We start from the raw sequence: 18,998 nt of genomic DNA, 5'->3' as shown, positions 1-18,998 counted from the left end.
CACCGGCTTGAGGGATGACCTTCTGAAGGCGGTACGGCGCCACCGCTTCGGCGAGGCGTTGCCACCGGTGCTCGGCGACCTCGTGGTTCTCATCAACCCCGCCGCCGAGGCGAGCAAGTGGACGGCCCTCCAGCGCGCGGTCTGGGAGCGGGTCGCAACGCCCGTAGAAGCCGCGCCGGAGGAGGTGGCGCGCGACAGCGGCTTGTTCCCGATCGACCAGCGCCCGGTCATGCTGTCGGTAACCGCGGCACTCGCCTTCCCGGCAGGCGGTTTGCGGCCCGGCGACTGCGCCTGGATCAACCTGGACGTCGACGACGGCTTCCAGGAGGCGCGGGCACACATCCGGCAGCGGCTCGCCGGCACGGACGCCATGTTCAACGCCGGCGTGGATTACGACTGGGCGACCCACGACCTCTTCCCGGCCTTCAAGTTCGACTTCCGGCCGGCGGCGGCTTTCCTTGAACGGAGTGCCGCACGCATCGAGCGTAGGCCGCCCCGAGGCATGAGCTGCGCGGTCCCGCGCGAGCCCGATCTCCTCGACGCGATCCTGACGGCGCCATTGCGGGGCCTATCCCTGCTCGCCGCGACATTCCCGTTCCAAGTCAGCCTCCCGGAGGAGTCGCATACGATCGGCAACCTCGACCCGCCGCGGCCGGCCGCAGGAGTGCTCGCAGATGCGCAACCCTCAGCGGCGCCGTTCGGCACGACGCATGAGATGATGGGGCTCGCGGCGACCGGTTCGGAGCAGAACCACGCCTACGGAACTCTCGCCGACGCCGACATCACGTGCCCGCGGGCGAACCGCTGGTTGAGCCGGGCACGGCGGCGGCAAGACGCGCGGCACGGGCTTGGATGGGACAGCCAGAACCTGGCTCCGCCGGACCCCGAGATTGATGGCCAGGGCGCACCGGCGGTACGGTTCCAGCACGGCCTGCCGTTGACGGGCATCGCCCCGATCACGCTGGCAAACGATCCATTCTGGAACGTGCGCGCCTTTGACAACGCGCTCTCACGCCACGACGGCTACCGGCTGTCCTCGTTCATCTGCGCTCTTAGCCAGTTGGTGATGGACGACGTCGCGGGCGAAGCGTCGCGCACCCAGGAAGACGTCCCAGCCGCACGCTATAAGCCAGGCCATCCCCATTGATCCCGCGCGATCTGCAAGGCTTGCGATGCGTAAGCGAGTCCGCCGCCTATCCGTGCCGCTTGATCCTGGCGGCATCCGCGGGCTCGGCGGCCGATATTTTCAATCGGGCCAGCTTGGGCCCCGGCGACCCATTCGGCTCCTCACCGGAGGCAGGCGCAGCGCGCTCGTCCAGGGCGATTCCGATTTTCCTCCAGCCGATCTGGATATGCGGATCGCGACTAAGGCTGCCATTTCTTGGTCCGCAACTTCTAGACTTTAATTAACATTCAAATCACTCGGTGGCATATAAATCTGAGTACATCTAATCAACATTATAAGGGATTGGGCGCAAGGCTGGCTTATCACCCACATCCAGACAAACAACATCGCAACCTAGAGCTCACATTAGGATTACAGGACTTGTCAACAGATACCAATCGAGGCGAATTGAACCTTCCGGCGTTGGCCGGCGAGATCGTCGCCGCTTACATTTCGAACAACCCCGTTCCGGCTCCCGAGCTTCCGAAGCTTGTTCGAGACGTGCACGGCGCACTCGTCGGCCTAATCTCCGGCAGCGGTGCCATCCCCACCCCGCTCGACGAGGTTAGGAAGGTGACTACGACCCAAATACGCGAGTCGATCCAGCCCGACGGCATCGTGAGCTTCATTGACGGCAAGAGCTACAAGACGCTCAAGCGCCACCTAACAGCGCACGGCCTCGACCCACACAGCTATCGCGCGCGCTTCGGACTACCAGCGGATTACCCGCTGGTCGCCACCAGCTACGCCGAGCGGCGCTCGGCGCTTGCCAGGGCGATCGGCCTCGGCCGTCCGGGCGCGATGGCAGAGAACGTCGACGCGAGCCGCGATGTCGACGGCAGGAGGCGCTGAAAACCCGATCTGGAATCGGCTCGACCCCGTCTTTAGCGTATCGAAGGGCAAGACTGAGCCGCTCGTGGCCTACCGAAACTTGGCACGCATGATCACCCACCCTTCGGCTTGGCCGGTTCAGGTGCGATCGCCGTCCATAAGCCGTGGGGGGAGGGTGGTTCCACCCACCTCAACGCATCATAACGGGTTCTGTTATAGCCTCTTCGCGCAGGTCCTGGCGCCTGTGGAGGCGCCAGGGCTGCATTTCAGTGCCGCAGCGCGCATCCATCCGGCACATCCGCAGCCCCGGCGATGTTCGTGAAACGGGCGGTGCGAGCCGCAAGCCAACCGTAGACCGCGCGACGTAACGATTTGGGTTCGGTACCGAAAGAGTATGGCAGCGGCACTCTATCAACCTTTTGCCGCTACAGTGCCATGAGGACCAAATAGTGCTCAAGCTGTATCAATATCCCGCTTCGATCTGCTCACAAAAAGTGAGCCTGGTCCTTGCAGAGAAGGGCCTGGAGCATGAGGGGGTGTACGTCGACCTGGAAGGCGCCGAACAATACAGCCCCGAGTATTTGGCTATCAACCCGAACGGTGTCGTGCCGAGCCTTGTCCATGACGGCGTGGTGATTCTCGATTCCTCCGCAATAGCAGAGTACCTCGACGAGAGCTTTCCCAGCCCACCTCTTTCGCCTGCCGATCCAGCTGGCCGAGGTGACATGCGGCGCCTGATGCGCTTCTTCGAGCAGGTTCCTACGCCGGCAATCCGCTACCCGTCCTGGCAGAACTTTTTCATCCCAATGTTCGTGGCTGCGGGTCAACTTGGACAATTCCGGCAGTCTGCCATCCACCATCCGCATCATGGTCATTTCTACGGTCTTATCGGCGAGGACGGGCTGCCGGCGAGGCTGCTCGACGAAGCGAATGAAGATCTAAAACGGACTTTCGAGCAGATGGATGCTGTCCTGGCCGATCGGCGCTCCTTCCTGCTTGGGAGTGATGTGACGTTGGCGGATCTTATCATCCTGCCCGTGATCGTTCGTGCGGAGGATGTCGGGCTTGAGCGGTTATGGGCGGATCGGCCTGCGGTGGCCGGTTGGTATGCCCGCATGCAGGCCAGGTCGTCATTCGGCACGGTATTTGGGCCGGCGGGTACCCGACTGCGTGCTGTTGGAGGAAAGATGCTAGGCGATCGGACTGTCGCGGCTTGGCCTGTACAACCGAAAGATGCTGCCGTGCGTCGCGGTCGTGTTGATATGGATGCGTTCCGCGACGGTTGACGGGCGTGGTCGACGACAGTGTCTGACCTGACCGGTATCTTGGACCGAGCCGAGTGAGAAGCTACTGCATGGCTCCTGGGGAGTGTCAGGAATTCCGTGTAGTGGCGGCAGGTTGAAGATCAGGCCGCCATGGCCCGGGTGAAGCGCTCGTCGAAGATGACGGCGAACTGCGCCTTGGCCATGACCCACTCACGCGGTCCCATCTTCCACGCCTTCTCGGAGCGGTTCAAGACCAGGTAGAGCAGCTTCAGCGCGGCCTCGTCGATCAGGACGTGACCGCGGGCGCGCACAGCCCGGCGCAGCGTGGCGTTCAGGGCCTCGATGGCGTTCGTCGTTTACAGGATCCGGCGAACCTCGCCGGGGAAGGCGTAAAACGGGATCACCTCGCCCCAGGCCCGCCGCCAGCTCTGGGCGATGGCCGGGTAGCGCCGGCCCCACTCCCCGCCTCGAAGGCCATCAAGGCCGCCTCGCCAGCCGCGGCATCAAGCGCGCGGTAGATGTCCTTGAGCGCTCCCGCCACGAGCTTGCGGTCCTTGTAGGCGACGAAGTCGAGGCTGTGGCGCAGGAGGTGGACAATGCAGGTCTGGACCAGCGCCTCGGGGAACACCGCCCGGATCGCGTCGGGGAAGCCCTTCAGGCCGTCGACCACGGCCAGCAGCACGTCCTCGACGCCGCGGTTCCTGAGCTCGTTCATGACCCGCAGCCAGAACTTGGCGCCCTCATTCTGCTCAAGCCACAGCCCGAGGATGGACGGCCTTCTTCCGGACGACGCCCTCGTCGCGCACCTTGATCCGCAGGGCATCGAAGTACACGATCGGGTAGACTGGCTCCAGCGGGCGGGCTTGCCAGGCAGCGACCTCCTCCAGGACCGCGTCGGTCACCGCGCTGATCAAGTCGGGTGAGACCTTGATGTCGTAGAGCTCGCGCAGGTGCCCAACGATCTCCCGGGTGCTCATGCCGCGCGCGTACATCGACACGATCTTGTCGTCGAAGCCGGGAAAACGGCGCTGATAGCGGGCGATCAGCTGCGGATCGAACGCCGCTTGCCGGTCGCGAGGGTCGAGAGTTCGATCCGGCCGGTCTCAGTCGTGACCGTCTTGGCCCTCAACACAGCCGCTCAGTCGTCGTGGCGCTGCCGTGGAGAACCTATCCCATAGCGCGTCCCTCCATGCGGTGTCAGTCGTACCGCCACACAGCGAGACCAAACATCTGGTAGGCGCTCCCTCCTATGTGGTCTACTTGGCGGCGAAGGCTGTGACCTTGCGCGGTTCCGCGAGGCGCTCTGGCGAGAGCTCAAGGGCGACGGCATCCGCTTGCTAACGATTTCTGAACATCGTGGTCGCGCGACGCTTCGCCCAAATCTCGACGAAACGGGATTATGCGCTGGCCTCCGCCGGGCGCCTTGCTCAGTGCACTACCGGGATTGATCTCAAGCACGACGTGCTCGGGTACTTGGGCCGTGTGCCGGGCCTTGGGTGAGGCCCTGGGCGAATGGTCAAAGCGGCAGCACGTCCGGGCTGAGCTGTTGCGCCAGTGAAGCGGGCTTCGTCCGGCTCCACAAGCAGAGGAGTGCGAAAGTCGCTGCTGGGAGAGCCCGCTCAATGAGCCACACCTGAAGACTGGCGGGCACCGACCACAGTGCAGGCCGGACGGAGAGAAGAAGTGCGCGGATCATGGCGGACCTTGGATAATTTCAGCGGTTCAGCAGCCGGTACAAACGGAGATCCGGATCAGGTGGCTGAGGCGACGGATTTCAGTGCCGAGGGCGGGCTTGTGGAGCCAAGACGCGAATCGAGCGCAGCTCCGGTAGGCTTAATGCCCGTGAGGACGCGACCTGCCGGAAGAGCGCCGCTGCTTCGAGATGCGGCATCGCCGCCACATGAACCGTCGGGGCCGTTTGAACGGACTGGCATACGATCGCGAGCCACGGCGCTGCCCAGGAGGCCGAGAGGCGGTATAAGCATGGCGGCGACAGGATGATGAACCGGAACATAGCGAGTTACCTTAGCTTGCCTGATCCCGGAGAACTCGCCGAGGTCTAGATCTCGGTTACCCGTCGCGGGTGCGACAACGCACTCCGCCGGCCCAGTGCTAACGATTGGGCCATCGCCTACGGTATCGTCTCCCGTGTGATCGATGAGTTGGGGCGCACCCTTGAGGCTGTCTGCAACGAGTGCCTCCTGAGTGCAGCGTTGGCCGATCTCCTCGATTAGCCGGGGAGTACCACGCCCGCAGACCGATGATCGTAAGGGACGCCTTGGACTTACGCGGCAAAAGAGGAGAGTTCTTCTCTTGGAAGACGAGGGTTCTAACGGCAGTCCGCTACCCCTACGTATCCTGTTGAGGCGGTCCGGCTGGCGCAGACGCGCGGCTAGTCTCGTCGGAAAACCATCGCCGATCTGGGCGTAGGGCTGCCAATTTTGAGCATCTGAAGCCACTGCCGGCGTGATTGGGAGATGGACGACCACCCCGCGGTTGAACACCACTCGAATGCATCGACTAGTTCGGTCACCGGGTGTTCGCTCCTACCGGCGGCGGCGAGCTCCAGGAACAGATCCGGCTACGCGTTAATCTGGGGAGCCTCCTCGGCGGGGCTCAAGTCACTGAGCCCATTGACAATCCTCATTATAGCTTCGGACGCGACCTTCGGCGTGTGATCGGGATGATCGAGTATTAAGGCTGGACGTGGGAAGCCAGAATGCATGCGCCAATTCGATCAGCGTATGACTCTAATGAGGCCGAGAAGTCGCCTCGATAGATTTCGTTGATGCTTCGAGCAGACCTAGCGGGGTCCGGTGCAGTCACTCAGAGGATACGGAGCGTGGCGTCGGTGGCGAAGGGACCGGCTGGTTGCCATAAGTTCCGGCGCAGGCCGAGCTACTCCAGCCGGTCGAAGAAGCACCACTCGAGCCTAGTCCGCTCACAAGCGAGGCCGGTAAGGGACAGGAACGGGGTGTGGGGTCGTAGGCTCAGACCTCGATACGCACCGACGGCTGCAACTCGTGGCCAATCGATCAGCACGGCCGTCGCTGATCGGTTCGCAGAGGTGCTGGGCGCCAGAGCACGCCGCTATAGGCGCTCTGGGAGGCCAGCCAGTTCGCCCAACGATCCGACAGTGACATCAGGCTCGTAGCCCAACCCTTCCACCTGGGTGCGCAGCGACTTGAACATCGTCGTCGGCGCGATTGCCCCCTCCGCTGCAAGCTCCCGCGCGAGCGCAATCGGCGCGACCCGCTCGATGCGCACCACGCGGAAGCCGAAGCTCTTGGCCCCGGCCACGTCGAAACCGTTCGACGACACGAAGACCACCTCGTCGGGCCGCAGCCCCAGGCATTCTTCGACAAGTTCATAGGCGCGCGGGTCCGGCTTGAACACCCGCCGTCCATCGACGCTGATCGTCGCCTCAAGATGACGCTCGAACCCCGAGTTGCGGACCAACGCCGCCAGCATGCCGGGACTGCCGTTCGAGAGGATCGCACGGCGATAACCCGCCAGCGCGCATAGCGCGGATTCGGCGTCCGGATAGGGCGTCAAGCGGTTGTAGGCCTCGGCCACGTCCTCGAACAGGCGCTCGTCCGGGGTCAGCCCCAACGTCCCGAGGGTGTAGGACAGCGACTCGCGCGTGACCGCCCAGAAATCCTCGTATCGTCCCATGAGGGAACGCAGCCAGCTGTACTCGAGCTGCTTCAATCGCCAGACCTGCGTAATATAGGCGCCATGGCCGGGAAAGGCGGCGTCGGTCACGGCCGCGACCGATTGCACATCGTAGAGCGTGCCGTAGGCATCGAAGACGAAGGCTTTGATCACCGGATGTTGTACCTTGTTCAAGGGCTGGGGCGGGCTGTGGCGGGTGCGGGGCCGATTCGGGCCTTAAACATCACGGCATCAAGGTAAGCGTCGGCGTCCGGCTCGTGCCGGCTGACGAAGGCGCAAAGCGCCGCACCGGGGAGCCCAAGCGGCATGCTCAGTATCGCCGGGTTCATGATCGGGAAGACGGCTCCCAGGAAGGCCGGCCCGAGTAGCGCGAAGGCGACGGGCGAGACCATTTCCGTCGCCATGCCTCCGATCACCCCCGCCGCGTTGAACCGCCGCCAGAACGGCGACAGCACGACAACGGTGAGATTCGCGCTCGCGGCTATGGATGTCGCCGGGATGACGAGCACCGCGACGTTCAGACCTCGCCGCATGTCCGACTCCTGAGGTCCTGGCTGATCCTCTCAATCAGCCCCGGTCCAAAGCCAACCTGTCCTGCAATTTAAGGCGGCCCGCGATGCGCCGTCGCACGCGATCTGCGCGTGGTCCGAAACAGAATGTGAGACGGGTCAGCCTGTCATACTCACTTTCCAGGGCGAAGCTGCAAGAGGATCGCGCGCAGAACGGCGACGGCATTCCGCGACGCAAGGCCCTGGAAGGCTTCCATTTCGTTCGAACTGGCATCTCCGCCAGCTAGATCGGACAGGCTGCGGATGGACAGGAATGGCACCGCGTTCATGGACGCGGTATGCGCCACCGCGGCCGCCTCCATGTCCACTGCTTCGGCCTTGAACGCTCGGTGGGCGAAGTCTCGGAAAGCCACGTTGTCGACGAAGGCTGGCCCCGAGATACCGTTGCCGCCCACGACGACGCGCGGCGTCGCGTGCAGGCATTTACGATCAGCCGTACAGGTTTCGAGGGCGACACCGGCCGACGTTTTTTGGGCGGCGTCTAGCAGACGGGCATTGACTGGAAACCACGTGCGCAAATCGGTCCCGCCCGCTGAGTTCTGTATTCGAACGGGCTGCGGGAAGATCATCCCAAAGTTTTCGGTCTGCGGTGCAGGGAAAAAGCTCGGCAAGGTGTATCGTCCGCCCCGCTCTCGGGCAAACACCGAGTCCAGGTACTCGCGCCATTGCGCCGGGATGACCACATCGCCAATATGCAACTCGGGATTGATTCCACCCGAGATGCCCATGACGATGATGCCATTGAGCATGTAGCGGTCGATGGCCGTCTGCGTTGCTACAGCCGCGTTGACCGGGCCGATGCCGCTTTCGATCACCACGACGGGCGTACCCTCGATCCGCCCCGTGACGAAGGTCACTCCCCCGTATCTAGCCTCCTGCCGATCGGTGAGCGAAGGCAACAGCGCCTGCCATTCCGGCTCGTAGGCGCACAGAATTGCCGTGCGCATGTCGCCTTCTGCATTCGCCTCAGCGCGAACTGATGCGTATGCGAAGGACGCCAGGGTGACGAGTACGGCCGTCAACCTTCCGATCAGGGTGTGGGCGCCCCGAGGGCAAACGGTAGCAGCGACTCGACCGCTGTAATGCATCGACATATCGGCTCCATCTGAGTCAAAAAGTTGGCAGTAACCTTAATCTAGAACAAGCATTTCCGGTGCTACTGATGCTCGCTGCCAAGCAACATCATAGATTATAGGGCATGTCTATAGCAACACTGAGGTGTCAGTCCTATAAACATATTCTCAGAGTGGCGGCGATGCTATCAACCTCACCGAGGCCGGCATAGATTTCTTGTGTGACATCTATGGGCGTCAAGCTCGCTGGAACGAGTGCACTGCCGGTCCCGCTCGGCTCGACGATCGCGCATGGTTCTCGGGATCGCCCCAGCATCATGCGCGCCTGGAGGATCAGGCGATCCCCGCTATAGTGATGCCGAGGTTCTTCGGGCCGCGCAGCGAAGCGCCCGGCCGGTAGGGCGGCGGGTCGTCCATGAGCCGCGGCGCGACCAAGCGCCGACAGAGCGTGACGAGGGCGATCTCGGCCTCGATCCGCGCCAGCGGGGCGCCCACGCAGTAATGGAGGCCCCCGCCGAACCCGAAATGCTGGTTGTCCGGCCGGTCGGGATCGAACTGGTCGGGCCGCGCGAACCGCGCCGGGTCGCGGTTTCCGGCCGCGAAGAGCAGGACCACCGACGATCCTGCCGGGATCGTCGTTCCCGCCACGTCGATGGCACCGAGCGCCTTGCGGGTGCGGAAATGGACGGGGGGTTCGTAGCGCAGCATCTCCTCGATCACGCGGGGTGCCCGTTCAGGGTCGGCCTTCAGCTTCTCGAGCTCCTCGGGATGCCGGAGCAGGGTGAGCATGCCGTTGGTGATGAGGTTCACCGTCGTCTCGTGACCCGCGACGAGGAGCAGGATCGCTGTCGAGATCAGGTCGATGTCGCCCATGGCCGGGCTCGTCCGGTCGCCGCGGGCGGCGAGGCCGCTGAGCATGTCGTCCGCCGGACGGCGGCGCTTCTCGCGGATCAGCCGGCGCATGTAGTCGGAGATCGCGTCGAAGGTCGCCGTGATCTCCCGCCGTCCCGCCTCGTCGTGGCGCGCGTCCGGCTCCAGGGCCGTGGCGAGACGGATCGCCCAGGCATGGAACTGCGCCTCGTCGGCCTCGGGCACGCCGAGGAGCTCGCAGATGACGGCCACCGGCAGCGGGTAGGACAGGTCCTCCACGAGGCAGACCGTATCGCGGCCGCGGCACCTGTCGATCAGGGTATCGACCAGCGCCGCAACCTTGGCGTGGGAATCCCGTACCCGGGCGATGGTGAACTCCTTCATCACGAACCCGCGCAGAGTGTCGTGGTCGGGCGGATCGCGGAAGATCAGCGGGCGGTGGGCGTTGACCACCCGGTTCCGGATCGGGTTGAGGATCCAGTCCTTCAGGGGATTGCCCGTGGCGGGCCGGCGTGAGGGCGGCAGGTCCTCCGAGCTCAGCCGGGGATCGAAGATCAGGCTCCTGAGGGCGGCATGGGTGCTGACGACGTAGCTGCCGTCCGCCTGCCGGGAGACGGGCGTCTCACGCAAGCGTGCGTAGAGGGGATAGGGATTCGCCCGGTTCCTCGGATCGAGGACCTGCGCGAACAGCGTCTCGTCAGGCATGGGCCATCTCCAGAGCCGGGACGGCTCGGTTGGAGGATCGCCGCGGGCTGGGGAAGCCAGGCGCCAGGGTCTCGATTCGCGGCTGGTCGGTGGCGCCGAGGATCGGCGGGAAGGCCGCCCCGGTAGCCACGGCCTCGGCGTAGGCAGGAAGCCAGCGGGCCTGATCGAAGGAGAGGGCCGCGACGGTGCGCCCGGCCCGGCCATAGACGGCGAGGAACCGGTGCGACGCCCGAGATCCCTGGACGATCGCGAGCGCATCCGCCCCGTCGGTCAGGCCGGCGAGCTTGATGTTGAGGCCGAACTGGCTCGACCAGAAGGCCGGCAGGTGTTCGTACGGGCCTTGGTCCGCGGGCGGGGCGAGCATGTTCGCTGCCGCGTGCCGGGCCTGATCCACCGCGTTGCCCCAATGCTCGACGTTCACGAGATGGCCGCCGGTGAGCGGGTTCGGCCAGCGCGCGACGTCTCCGGCCGCGTAGATGCCGGGATCAGGCTCGCCCGTCATGGTCATGGCGCGGCAGGCCGCGTCGCAGGTCAGACCGCGCGCGTCGGCGACGAGGCCGGCTGCGGCGAGCCAATCCGTGTCGCGCGTTGCGCCGAGGGCGACGATGACGAGGTCCGCCGCGATCACCGCGCCGTCCAGCAAGTGGGCGCGCCTCACCTGCCCCACGTCGCCGGAGAAGGCCTGCACCTCGGTGTTCAGGCGAAGGTCCACACCGAATTCTTGCATCCGTCCTGCGAGCGTCGCCCCGATCGCGGTGCCGAGCAGGCGGGCGAGTGGTGTCGGGTTGGGATCGACGAGGGTGACCGCCAAGCCGAGATCGCGGCAGCAGGAGGCCGCCTCGCACCCGATCAGACCGGCGCCGACGATGAGAACGCGGCTCGGCCGACGCGCCAGCGCGCTCCGCAGGGCGCGGGCATCCTCCAGGGTCCGGATCGTGAAGATCCCGGCGAGATCAGCGCCCGCTCCGGGCCATGGCCGCGCCCGGGCGCCGGTGGCGATCAGGAGCTTCGCGTAGGAAAGCGTCGCCCCGTCGGCGAGGCGCAGCTCCCGGCGTTCCCGATCGAGGGCGACGGCCGGCTGGCCGAGCCGCCACTGCGCCTGCAGACGGGTGAGTTGCGGAAGCGCCGTCGCCTCGGGGGGAAGCTCGCCCGCGAGGACGTGCTTGGACAGCGGCGGCCGGTCGTAGGGCTTGTGCGGCTCATCCCCGACCAGGATCAGAGGCCCGTCATAGCCGCCGTCCCGCAGCGCCTCCGCGCCCCGCAGCCCGGCCAGGGAGGCGCCCACCACGACGATGGCCTGTCGCTGGTGGTCGCTCACGGTACGTCGCCCTGCGCGAGACCGGCGGGCTCGATCGCGATCGCCCGAACCGGGCAGGCCTGCTGCGCGCGCTCGATCTGCGACCGTTTCGCCTCCGGCGGTGCTGGATCGTAAAACAGGATCTCGTGGCCGCGCACCTCGAAATGGTCCGGAGCAGCGTAGCAGCACTGGGCGTAGCCCTGGCAGCGGTTGAGATCGACGACGACACGCATGCGCGGGCTCCGAAGGGATGTGTGAATCATGTCCAGGCTCCTAGTCGGCCTGAATCCAGCGCCTCGCGAGCGCAACGGTAGCCGAGCTCGGCCGTCGTCTCGAAGCTCGACCACGCACGCAGGTCGACCCCGGCCAGGGCGGCCTTGAGCAAGACGGCGGCGCGGGTGACGGCCGCCAGGGTCTGGGCGCCGCTCGACACCATGGCGGAGCGCAGGAGCAGGCGCGCGATGCCGGGAAGCTGTTCCGAGATGCCGAGGAAGCGCCGGAACGCCTGTGTGTGGCACTGGCAGCCGGAACGGGCGCCAAGTCGCAGGTATCGAGCCGTTCGGAGCTCATCGGCCGGCGCGTCGCCGCAGGTGATCCGCGAGGATCCCGAGCGCCGGGCCGCTGCCGACGCGGCCGAGGCCGAGGCGCAGGCGGTCCGTGGGGACCGATGCCAGCTCCGAGTGCCAAAGGGCAGAGGGCAGCACGAGGACGCCGGTCTCGGACGCGAGTGCGCGCGCGAATGCGGCCGCCCCCTCCCGACCGCGGAAGCAGGGACAGGCGAAGGCCAAGTTGGTCGGCTCGTCCGGATCGAACAGGTCCGGGTAGCGGTCGAGCAGCGCCCGCAGGCGGAGATGGTTTTGTTGCCCGATACCGCGGGCGCGGCCGGTCAGGTGCGGCTCGGCCTGCAACGCGACCTGCGCCAGGATCTCGCTCGGCCCGGCGAGGCAGCTCGACAGCAGGCTCTTGGCGGTGAGGACGCGGTCGAGCGCCCCACGGTCGCGACAGGCGGCCCAGCCGACGCGCAGGCCCGGAAGCCCGAACCCCTTCGACAGCCCGTTGATGGAGATCCCGCGCTCGTACAGGTCGACGACGGGCGGGACGGCGCGATCTTGGTCGAGTTCCGTCTGGCGATAGACCTCGTCGTTGACCAGCCAGAGCCCGTGTCGGCGGCAGAGGTCGATCAGACCGTCCAAGGTCGCTCGATCCAGCGCCGCACCGGTCGGGCTGTTGGGGAAATTCATCAGCACCAGGCGCGTGTTCGGCCGAATGGCCGCCGCGAGGCGGTCGAGGTCGAGGCTCCAATTCCGGTCCGGACAGAGGGCGACGCCGTCGGTCGCGCACAGCCGCGTCACGACCAGTTCCGAGGGCTGGTAGATCGGCACCACCACCACCGCGTGGTCGGCCGGACCGAGCAGCGCGCTCAGCACGCAGGTCACCGCTTCCTGTGCGCCGGCACTGATCAGCACGTCGTCGGCACCGAGCTGGTGGTAGCGGGCGGCGGTGGTAGCGCGCAGCCAAGCGGCGCCGCGCGGGTCGGCGTAGCCGAGCCCGACCTTCCGCCAGCGCCGACGCTCCTCCGGGCCGGCAAGACGCAGCAACGCGGCGAGCGTCAGTGGCTCTGAGTCCGAGGCGGCGAGGTCGTGGTGCGCACAGCCCGACCAGCGGTCGAGATACGCCGCCAACGCGAACGCTCGCGACGGGGCGATCCCGTGATCCTGCCGCGTGTCGGGGCCGGGCTCCTCGATCCGGCTAGCGGTCAGCAGGCCCGGTGCAGCGTCGTCCTCGAGCGCCATCGCCGACCTCACGCGCCCCGCCCCGGCCCGGCGGCGACGCGCAGGTAGGTCGCGCCGATCCGCGTCGCGGCCCGCAGCGTCCCACCGAGCGAACCCGCGACCTTCGAGGATCCGCCCAGACGGCGCCGGTAGGGCATCGGCACCTCGCGGATGCGCAGGCCAGCGCGCGCGGCCTGCATCTGCATCTCGATGTTCCAGCCGTAGGTCAGCTCGCGCAGGTCGAGGGCCTGCAGTGCGGCGCGGTCGATGGCGCGGAACGCGCACATGTCGGTGTAGCGGACGCCGTAGCGCAAGCCGATGCCGAGGCCGGCGAGGCGGCCGGCGAGCACTTGGTGCCAGAGCATGGATCCGGGCTCACGGCTGCCCAGGGTGCGCGAGGCGAGGACGAGGTCGTGGTGGCCGGCGAGCACCGGACCGGCGATCCGGTCGATCAAGTCGCCGCGATCCGCGCCGTCCCCGTCGAGGTAGACGATCACGCGCGAGGCCGGGTCGGCGGCGGCGGCCCCGAGCGCGCAGGCCCGGCCGTAGCCGCGCCCGGCCTCGATCACCCGGGCGCCTGCCGCCCGGGCGATGGCCTGCGTACCGTCGGTCGAGCCGCTGTCGGCGACGATGATGTCGCCCGCGTATGCCGGCGGGATCTCGCGGATCACCGCGCCGATCGCCTCGGCCTCGTTCAGGGTCGGGATGACGATGCTGACCGGGTGCATCGCTCAGAGACTCCAGCGCAGGCCGCAGTTCTGGCACGGGGCGGGCGGCGCGTCGGAGAGGAGCGATGTGCGGAAGTCGCGATAGGCCGCGCCGTTCCAGATCTCCCGGAGCGTGGCCTGCGTGGCGTCGCCCAGCGTGTAGTTGGAGTAGCCCCGCACCGAGAACGGCGCGATGCAGCAGGGCAGCGCCCGTCCGTGCGCGGTGAAGTACATCAGGGACCAGGGCCGGCGGCACGTCGCCCAGGCGCGGTCGTCCTGCCGTTTCAGGCTGATCCCGGGCTCGGTCGCGCCCGAGGCGTCGAGCGTCACCCCCAGCGAGCGGCCGATCGCCTCGGCTTCGGCGATGGCGGCAGCCTCCGCAGACTGCGTGCTCTCGAACAGCGACAGGTCGGCGCGGGCCATACCGTATCCGACTTCGTCGAAGACGAGGCGCTGCAGGTGCACCTCGGTCACGCCCATCTCGGCCGCGAGCCGCACGAAGGCCGGGAGCTGATCCACGGTCTCCTTGAGGCCCGTGAGCCAGAGCGAGACCCGGGGCGTCGTGGCGCCGGTCGCCTTCTGGAATGCGACGAACTTGCCGACGTCGCGCACGATCCGGTCGAAGTAGTCCTTGCCGCGCACTCTGCGGTAGGAGGCCCGGTCGGCGGCGTCGAGGGAGACGCGCAGCTCGTCGAGACCGGTGTCGATCAGCTCCTGGAAGCGCTTCGGCTGCATCAGGGTCCCGTTGGTGTTGAACAGGACGTAGGTGCCGCGGTCTTTGAGGTAGCGGACCATCCGCGGCAGGTCCTTCACCAGCATCGGCTCGCCGACCCCGTGGAGCACGACCCGGGCGACGTTCGGCACCTGGTCGACGATCCGCGTGAACAGCGCCCAGCTCATGTCCGCCGGGGGTTCCAGGGTCTCGAAGGTGCGCGGGCAGGTCTCGCACAGCAGGTTGCAGCGGTTCGTGACCTCCAGATAGAGGCAGACCGGCGGCGCCGCGGCCTCAGAGGCGCGGTCGGCACCGACCTCCTCGAAGTAGCGGCGGGGGTCCTTCAGGGCGGCGGAGGCCGTCATCGGGCGGTTCCTTGCGGGAGGGCGGCCTGGGGCGCCGTACGGGCCTGCCACAGGGAGCGGGCGGCCAGGACGAGGGCCGGGACGAAGACCAGCGACGGCCAGAGGAAGCGGTCGTTGAACGGATCGATCAGGAACAGGATCGGCGCCGCGCCGAGCCAGATCAGGGCCGGGGCCGGCGCGACCACCGCGGGCAGGGCCAGCCAGGGGTAGTACCAAGCGTAGTGCGGGCTCGCTGCGCAGGTGGTGAGGGCTGCGAGGATCCCGGCGTCGCGGCAGAGCGCGACTGCGTCGGGCGCGGATGCCCGGTCGCGCCCGAAGGCGATCCGGAGCGCGAGCGCGGCGAGTGTCAGGCCGGCGCAGGCCAAGTAGGTCCGCAGCAGGCTCGGGGGGCTGAGCCCGAGATGGCCGAGCCCGGCGAGTAGCCAGTAGCCTGCGCCGGTCTCGTAGCCCTCCTCGGCCCCGTAGCCCCCTGCGAAGCCGAACACGTCCCGGCCGGCGGTGAGGTAGGGCAAATATAGGACGGCGATCACGGCCGCCCCGATGAGGATCGGTCGCCACAGCCGGCCACCGCGCACGAAGGCGGGCGCTACCGCGACGGGCAGAACCTTCACTAGCGTCGCCGCGCCCAGGAGCGCGCCCGCGAGCCCGTAGCGACGGCTGGTGCGAGCGAGCAGCGCCAGGCCGAGGAGACCGATCGCCACGGCGTCGACATGCCCGTCGCGAGCGAAGGACCATAGGGCGAGCGGGTTCCAGGCGTAGATCAGGATGCGGGCCTCAGGCAACCCGGCGCCGCGCAGGATCGCGAGCATCGCCAGCACGCCCAGGGCCTCGAAGCCCAGCATCGCGAGCTTCATCCCGGTGACGCCGTGCGAGACTTGGCCCACAGCGGCGAAGACCATCTGCGCCGCGGGCGGGTAGATCGTGCGGGCGTAATCCTTCCGGTTGATCAGCGGATAGATGTCTGAGTCGCGCAGCCGTTCAAGAGCCGGATCCGCCGGGATGTAGCGGTAGGGGTTGATCCCGGCAGCCTGGACCTGTCCGTCCCAGACGTAGCGGTAGATGTCGGTTGACAGGAATGGCGGCGCCAGAAGCAAAGCGGCCCGCGTCAGTACGGCGACGCCGAGGATCGTCCACAGCGCCGCCCGCGGCAGCCGCTCGCGCAGCACCGTGCGTACAGCGAGTAGGTAGACCACGAGGTCGAGGAGCACGACGCCTACGAACGCTCTGGAGTCGGCCGCCGAGCCGACGACCTCGGCCCCTGGAACGTGGATGGCGAGCGCACTCACATTCACGGCCAGCAGCAGAAGGCCCAGTGCCGCGAGCTGGCGCGCGGGGCTGGCGAGAAGCCGGGTCATGCCGGTACGGCCTCCGACGCCTGTGCGAGCCGCGCCAGGACCGCGCGTGTTGCCGGTGCGGCGTAGCCGACCCGGTCGGCGGAGAGCCGGGCGAGCGAGGCAGCGTCGTCGACGTCGTACCAGGGCTCCAACTCGACGAGATCAAGGCCGATCTCGCGCGCCCGGGCGCGGGTGGCGGCCGCGACGGTGTCGGTGCTCCAGGCGATATCGGCGAACAGGCGGGCATGGGCCCGCTTGAGGCCGAGAATGTAGTAGCCGCCGTCGTCGCAGGCGCCGAGCACGGCCCGATCCCCCGGCGCGAGCAGGAGCCGAGCCGACTGGATCAGGAGGCGCGTCGGAAGGGTAGGGATGTCGGAGCTGAGCACGCAGGCGGCCGCATGGCCGTGCGCGAGCATGCCCTCGACGGCCTGCAGCAGGCAGCGGCCGAAGCCTTCGACCGCCGCTGGGGCTGGTGTGCTTCCATCCGCGAGGACGAGGTCTGTTCCGACGGCCAGATGGGGGACCACCAAGGTCTCCGCGCCGCGCGGTGCGTAGGCGGCGTAAGCGGTGATCGGCGCGGCGCGCGCCGCTTCCAGGATGTTGCCGGTCGTGTCGCGCAGGAAGGCGGCGCTCAGGAGCGCGGCCTGGTCAGGCGTCAGCGGCGGGCACAGCCGCGTCTTGGAGCGACCGCTCCGCGGCGCCTTGGCCATCACGCCGATCGCGCAAGTGGCGGCCAGTCCGGACGTCGGTCCCAGTGCCATCTCCGAGGCTCCTGCGTGATCAGTGGAAGGGCCGGACGATCCCGATGCGGAGCGTCTCGTCCGGCGGTATTTCGGTGCCCGCGCCGGGCGCGAAGGTCGGCAGCGCGCGCAGGCGCTCCGGAGTCAGGCCCATGAGGGCGACGTGCTCGCCCAACAGCGCCACCGCCTCGACCGGCACGGCCACCAGCCGGGACCCGAACCCGCTCCAGGAGACCGGTCGCAGGCCGAACCAGTCCAGACCAAGAGCACCGTCGAGGCGCACGGTCACTGCGACGGCGCCGTCTCCTCCGCGGACGAGCCCCGTGACACGGCCGAGGACGGGCTGCGACTCCTCCGGCTGGAGCAGGAAGCGACCGGGGAGATCGCCGACGCGAACCGGCTGGGGAGACCGGTTTGCGGCGCGCCCCGCCATCTCAGGGGCGGTCATGCCGGGCTCCGGCATGTGGTCGGGTGTCGGCGAGGGACCGGCCGTCTGCGCCCGCCCTGGCCCGGCAAGGGCCAGCGTCAGCAGGACGCCGAAGGCACACCGGAACGCGCGGGCGCTCATAGGCCGGCGAACCAGCTGAAGCCGCGGCTCTCCCAGTAACCGCCGGGATAGGTGTTGGTCACCTCGATGGCCGTGATCCATTTCGGATTCTTGAAGCCGAGCTTGACCGCAGTGCGCAGGCGCAGCGGATATCCGAAGGGGTCCGGCAGGTCCTCGCCGGCATAGCGCGTGGCGAGCAGCGTCTGCGGGTGCAGCGCGCTGGCCATGTCGATGCTGCTCGGGTAGTCGTCCGCCGTCTTGAAGGCGACGTACTTGGCGGTGAGGTCGGCGCCGACGCGCTCCAGGAAGGCGCGGAGCGGCACGCCCGACCACTGCCCGATATAATCCCAGCCCTCCACGCAGACGTGGCGGATGATGATCTCTCGCTCGGGCAATTCCGCGATCTGCCGCCGCGTCCAGGGCCGCTTGTCGGAGATCAGCCCGGCGAGTTCGAGCCGCCACGCATCGCCGTCGAGCGGCTTCACATCCTCGACATCGTAGTAGGCGTTAAAGCGCGGCGGCTTCAGGACCTGGGAGGCGGGATATTCGGGCGCCAGTTTGCGGGGATCGAAAAGGGCGGCCTGGACCCCGTCGTTGAAGTCCGAGACGGCGCGCAGCGCGCGGCCGACCGCGGTCGTGTCAGTCACGTCGCAGCCTGTGAGCATCGTGAGCGCGCCCAGCGTCAGGCCGCCGCGCAGGAGACCGCGCCGCTCAATCTGTCGGATCAGCGGGCGATGATCGTCGAGGATGCCGGGATCCGGCACCTTGAGGGGGCGGAAGGGGGACCTCATCGCGTCGCCTCCCGCGCCAGGACAGGGGCGTCCGAACGGCGGACCGGGCCACCGGTCAGCATCGCCCACAGCGTGCGCGGCACGAGCAGGGCCAGCACCACGTGGATGACGAGGAAGCCCGCCAGCACCGCCATGCCGGCGAAGTGGACGAGACGCGCCCCCTGGAAACCGCCGAGCAGTGCGACGAGGCCGGAGAACTGGACCGGCTTCCAGATGGCCAGCCCGCTGACGACCTGGCTGAGGCCGGCCAGGATGGCGACGATGTAGAGGATCTTCTGGACGGCGTTGTAGGTCGTCAGGTCCTCGTGGGCGAGCTTGAGCCGCAGCGTGTCGCGGACCGTCTGCACGATGTCGCGTGGACGGATCGGCAGGAGGCGCTCGCGCAGGCGTCCGGTCGCGAGGCCGTAGACGAGATAGGCGCCGCCGTTGGCAACCAGCAGCCACATGGCGGCGAAATGCCAGAGCAGGCTCTCGGCGGCCCAGGAGCCGAGCCGGATCGCCTTGGGGAAGTACACGCCGTGGATGATGACGGAATCGTCGTAGATGCCCCAGCCGGAGCCGATCAGAACCACCATCGCCA

The 18,998-nt window shown here is 67.5% G+C and carries 16 protein-coding genes and 2 pseudogenes; 3 read left to right on the top strand and 15 right to left on the bottom strand.

The annotated features are described in order from the left end of the window. The 3 genes and pseudogenes from H288_RS36175 to H288_RS34515 all read left to right on the top strand — a co-directional run. A pseudogene (locus H288_RS36175) lies at positions 1-1,147 on the top strand (hypothetical protein); the annotation flags it as partial. Positions 1,148-1,546: 399 nt separating this feature from the next. Further along, complete coding sequence (locus H288_RS0130780; protein WP_051123807.1) at positions 1,547-2,017, top strand: MucR family transcriptional regulator; 471 nt, start codon at positions 1,547-1,549, stop codon at positions 2,015-2,017. Positions 2,018-2,445: 428 nt separating this feature from the next. Beyond that, the gene (locus H288_RS34515; RefSeq protein ID WP_146074085.1) at positions 2,446-3,282 is read left to right on the top strand and encodes a glutathione S-transferase family protein; all 837 of its coding nucleotides are present in this window, start codon (positions 2,446-2,448) and stop codon (positions 3,280-3,282) included. A 119-nt stretch (positions 3,283-3,401) separates the two neighbouring features. On the opposite strand, the pseudogene H288_RS33230 reads toward H288_RS34515, so the two are convergent. From H288_RS33230 to H288_RS33225, 15 genes and pseudogenes are all read right to left on the bottom strand, one after another. Next, positions 3,402-4,381 (bottom strand): annotated as a pseudogene (locus H288_RS33230) (IS256 family transposase); the annotation flags it as partial. 1,970 nt (positions 4,382-6,351) lie between these two features. Continuing rightward, on the bottom strand, positions 6,352-7,089 hold the full coding sequence (locus tag H288_RS0130755; RefSeq protein ID WP_020096402.1) for a haloacid dehalogenase type II: 738 nt from the start codon (positions 7,087-7,089) through the stop codon (positions 6,352-6,354). Between the two features lie 17 nt (positions 7,090-7,106). Continuing rightward, positions 7,107-7,469 (bottom strand): hypothetical protein, encoded by a 363-nt coding sequence (locus H288_RS0130750; RefSeq protein ID WP_020096401.1) that lies wholly within the window; start codon positions 7,467-7,469, stop codon positions 7,107-7,109. A gap of 149 nt (positions 7,470-7,618) precedes the next feature. Continuing rightward, positions 7,619-8,527 carry a 5'-methylthioadenosine/S-adenosylhomocysteine nucleosidase gene (locus tag H288_RS0130745; RefSeq protein ID WP_158684273.1) on the bottom strand — a complete coding sequence of 303 codons (909 nt, stop codon included), beginning with the start codon at positions 8,525-8,527 and terminating at the stop codon, positions 7,619-7,621. 384 nt (positions 8,528-8,911) lie between these two features. Next, the gene (locus tag H288_RS0130740; protein ID WP_020096399.1) at positions 8,912-10,153 is read right to left on the bottom strand and encodes a cytochrome P450; all 1,242 of its coding nucleotides are present in this window, start codon (positions 10,151-10,153) and stop codon (positions 8,912-8,914) included. Further along, positions 10,146-11,471 (bottom strand): FAD-dependent oxidoreductase, encoded by a 1,326-nt coding sequence (locus H288_RS0130735; protein ID WP_020096398.1) that lies wholly within the window; start codon positions 11,469-11,471, stop codon positions 10,146-10,148. The genes H288_RS0130740 and H288_RS0130735 overlap by 8 nt, the downstream gene beginning before the upstream one ends. Beyond that, positions 11,468-11,683 carry a ferredoxin gene (locus H288_RS0130730; RefSeq protein ID WP_020096397.1) on the bottom strand — a complete coding sequence of 72 codons (216 nt, stop codon included), beginning with the start codon at positions 11,681-11,683 and terminating at the stop codon, positions 11,468-11,470. The genes H288_RS0130735 and H288_RS0130730 overlap by 4 nt, the downstream gene beginning before the upstream one ends. A 333-nt stretch (positions 11,684-12,016) precedes the next feature. Then, positions 12,017-13,243 (bottom strand): pyridoxal phosphate-dependent aminotransferase, encoded by a 1,227-nt coding sequence (locus H288_RS0130720; RefSeq protein WP_020096395.1) that lies wholly within the window; start codon positions 13,241-13,243, stop codon positions 12,017-12,019. Positions 13,244-13,251: 8 nt separating this feature from the next. After that, complete coding sequence (locus tag H288_RS0130715) at positions 13,252-13,950, bottom strand: glycosyltransferase family 2 protein (protein ID WP_020096394.1); 699 nt, start codon at positions 13,948-13,950, stop codon at positions 13,252-13,254. Between the two features lie 3 nt (positions 13,951-13,953). Then, positions 13,954-15,006, bottom strand: a complete 1,053-nt coding sequence (locus H288_RS0130710; RefSeq protein WP_020096393.1) for a radical SAM protein — start codon at positions 15,004-15,006, stop codon at positions 13,954-13,956. Then, complete coding sequence (locus H288_RS0130705; RefSeq protein WP_020096392.1) at positions 15,003-16,361, bottom strand: glycosyltransferase 87 family protein; 1,359 nt, start codon at positions 16,359-16,361, stop codon at positions 15,003-15,005. Before H288_RS0130705 ends, H288_RS0130710 begins: the two co-directional genes overlap by 4 nt. After that, positions 16,358-17,101 carry a DUF2064 domain-containing protein gene (locus tag H288_RS0130700; RefSeq protein ID WP_020096391.1) on the bottom strand — a complete coding sequence of 248 codons (744 nt, stop codon included), beginning with the start codon at positions 17,099-17,101 and terminating at the stop codon, positions 16,358-16,360. The genes H288_RS0130705 and H288_RS0130700 overlap by 4 nt, the downstream gene beginning before the upstream one ends. A gap of 19 nt (positions 17,102-17,120) precedes the next feature. Further along, entirely contained in the window at positions 17,121-17,528 is a 408-nt protein-coding gene (locus H288_RS0130695; RefSeq protein ID WP_244603329.1) for a hypothetical protein, read from the bottom strand. A gap of 116 nt (positions 17,529-17,644) precedes the next feature. Continuing rightward, on the bottom strand, positions 17,645-18,418 hold the full coding sequence (locus H288_RS0130690) for a molybdopterin-dependent oxidoreductase (RefSeq protein ID WP_020096389.1): 774 nt from the start codon (positions 18,416-18,418) through the stop codon (positions 17,645-17,647). Next, the coding region (locus H288_RS33225; protein WP_020096388.1) for a cytochrome b/b6 domain-containing protein at positions 18,415-18,998 on the bottom strand (584 nt) is incomplete at its 5' end. The genes H288_RS0130690 and H288_RS33225, both read right to left, overlap by 4 nt.

The sequence above is a fragment of the Methylobacterium sp. 285MFTsu5.1 genome (assembly GCF_000383455.1).
In the GTDB taxonomy this organism is placed as follows: domain Bacteria; phylum Pseudomonadota; class Alphaproteobacteria; order Rhizobiales; family Beijerinckiaceae; genus Methylobacterium.
The sequence above is the reverse complement of the archived record's forward strand: the minus strand, read 5'-3'. Positions and strand labels throughout refer to the sequence as shown.

Coding starts and splice junctions, on each gene's coding strand:
- H288_RS0130710 (WP_020096393.1), bottom strand. CDS start 15,006: ATGACGGCCTCCGCCGCCCTGAAGGACCCCCGCCGCTACTTCGAGGAG.
- H288_RS0130695 (WP_244603329.1), bottom strand. CDS start 17,528: ATGACCGCCCCTGAGATGGCGGGGCGCGCCGCAAACCGGTCTCCCCAG.
- H288_RS0130750 (WP_020096401.1), bottom strand. CDS start 7,469: ATGCGGCGAGGTCTGAACGTCGCGGTGCTCGTCATCCCGGCGACATCC.
- H288_RS0130705 (WP_020096392.1), bottom strand. CDS start 16,361: ATGACCCGGCTTCTCGCCAGCCCCGCGCGCCAGCTCGCGGCACTGGGC.
- H288_RS0130740 (WP_020096399.1), bottom strand. CDS start 10,153: ATGCCTGACGAGACGCTGTTCGCGCAGGTCCTCGATCCGAGGAACCGG.
- H288_RS0130715 (WP_020096394.1), bottom strand. CDS start 13,950: ATGCACCCGGTCAGCATCGTCATCCCGACCCTGAACGAGGCCGAGGCG.
- H288_RS0130720 (WP_020096395.1), bottom strand. CDS start 13,243: ATGGCGCTCGAGGACGACGCTGCACCGGGCCTGCTGACCGCTAGCCGG.
- H288_RS0130730 (WP_020096397.1), bottom strand. CDS start 11,683: ATGCGTGTCGTCGTCGATCTCAACCGCTGCCAGGGCTACGCCCAGTGC.
- H288_RS0130690 (WP_020096389.1), bottom strand. CDS start 18,418: ATGAGGTCCCCCTTCCGCCCCCTCAAGGTGCCGGATCCCGGCATCCTC.
- H288_RS0130700 (WP_020096391.1), bottom strand. CDS start 17,101: ATGGCACTGGGACCGACGTCCGGACTGGCCGCCACTTGCGCGATCGGC.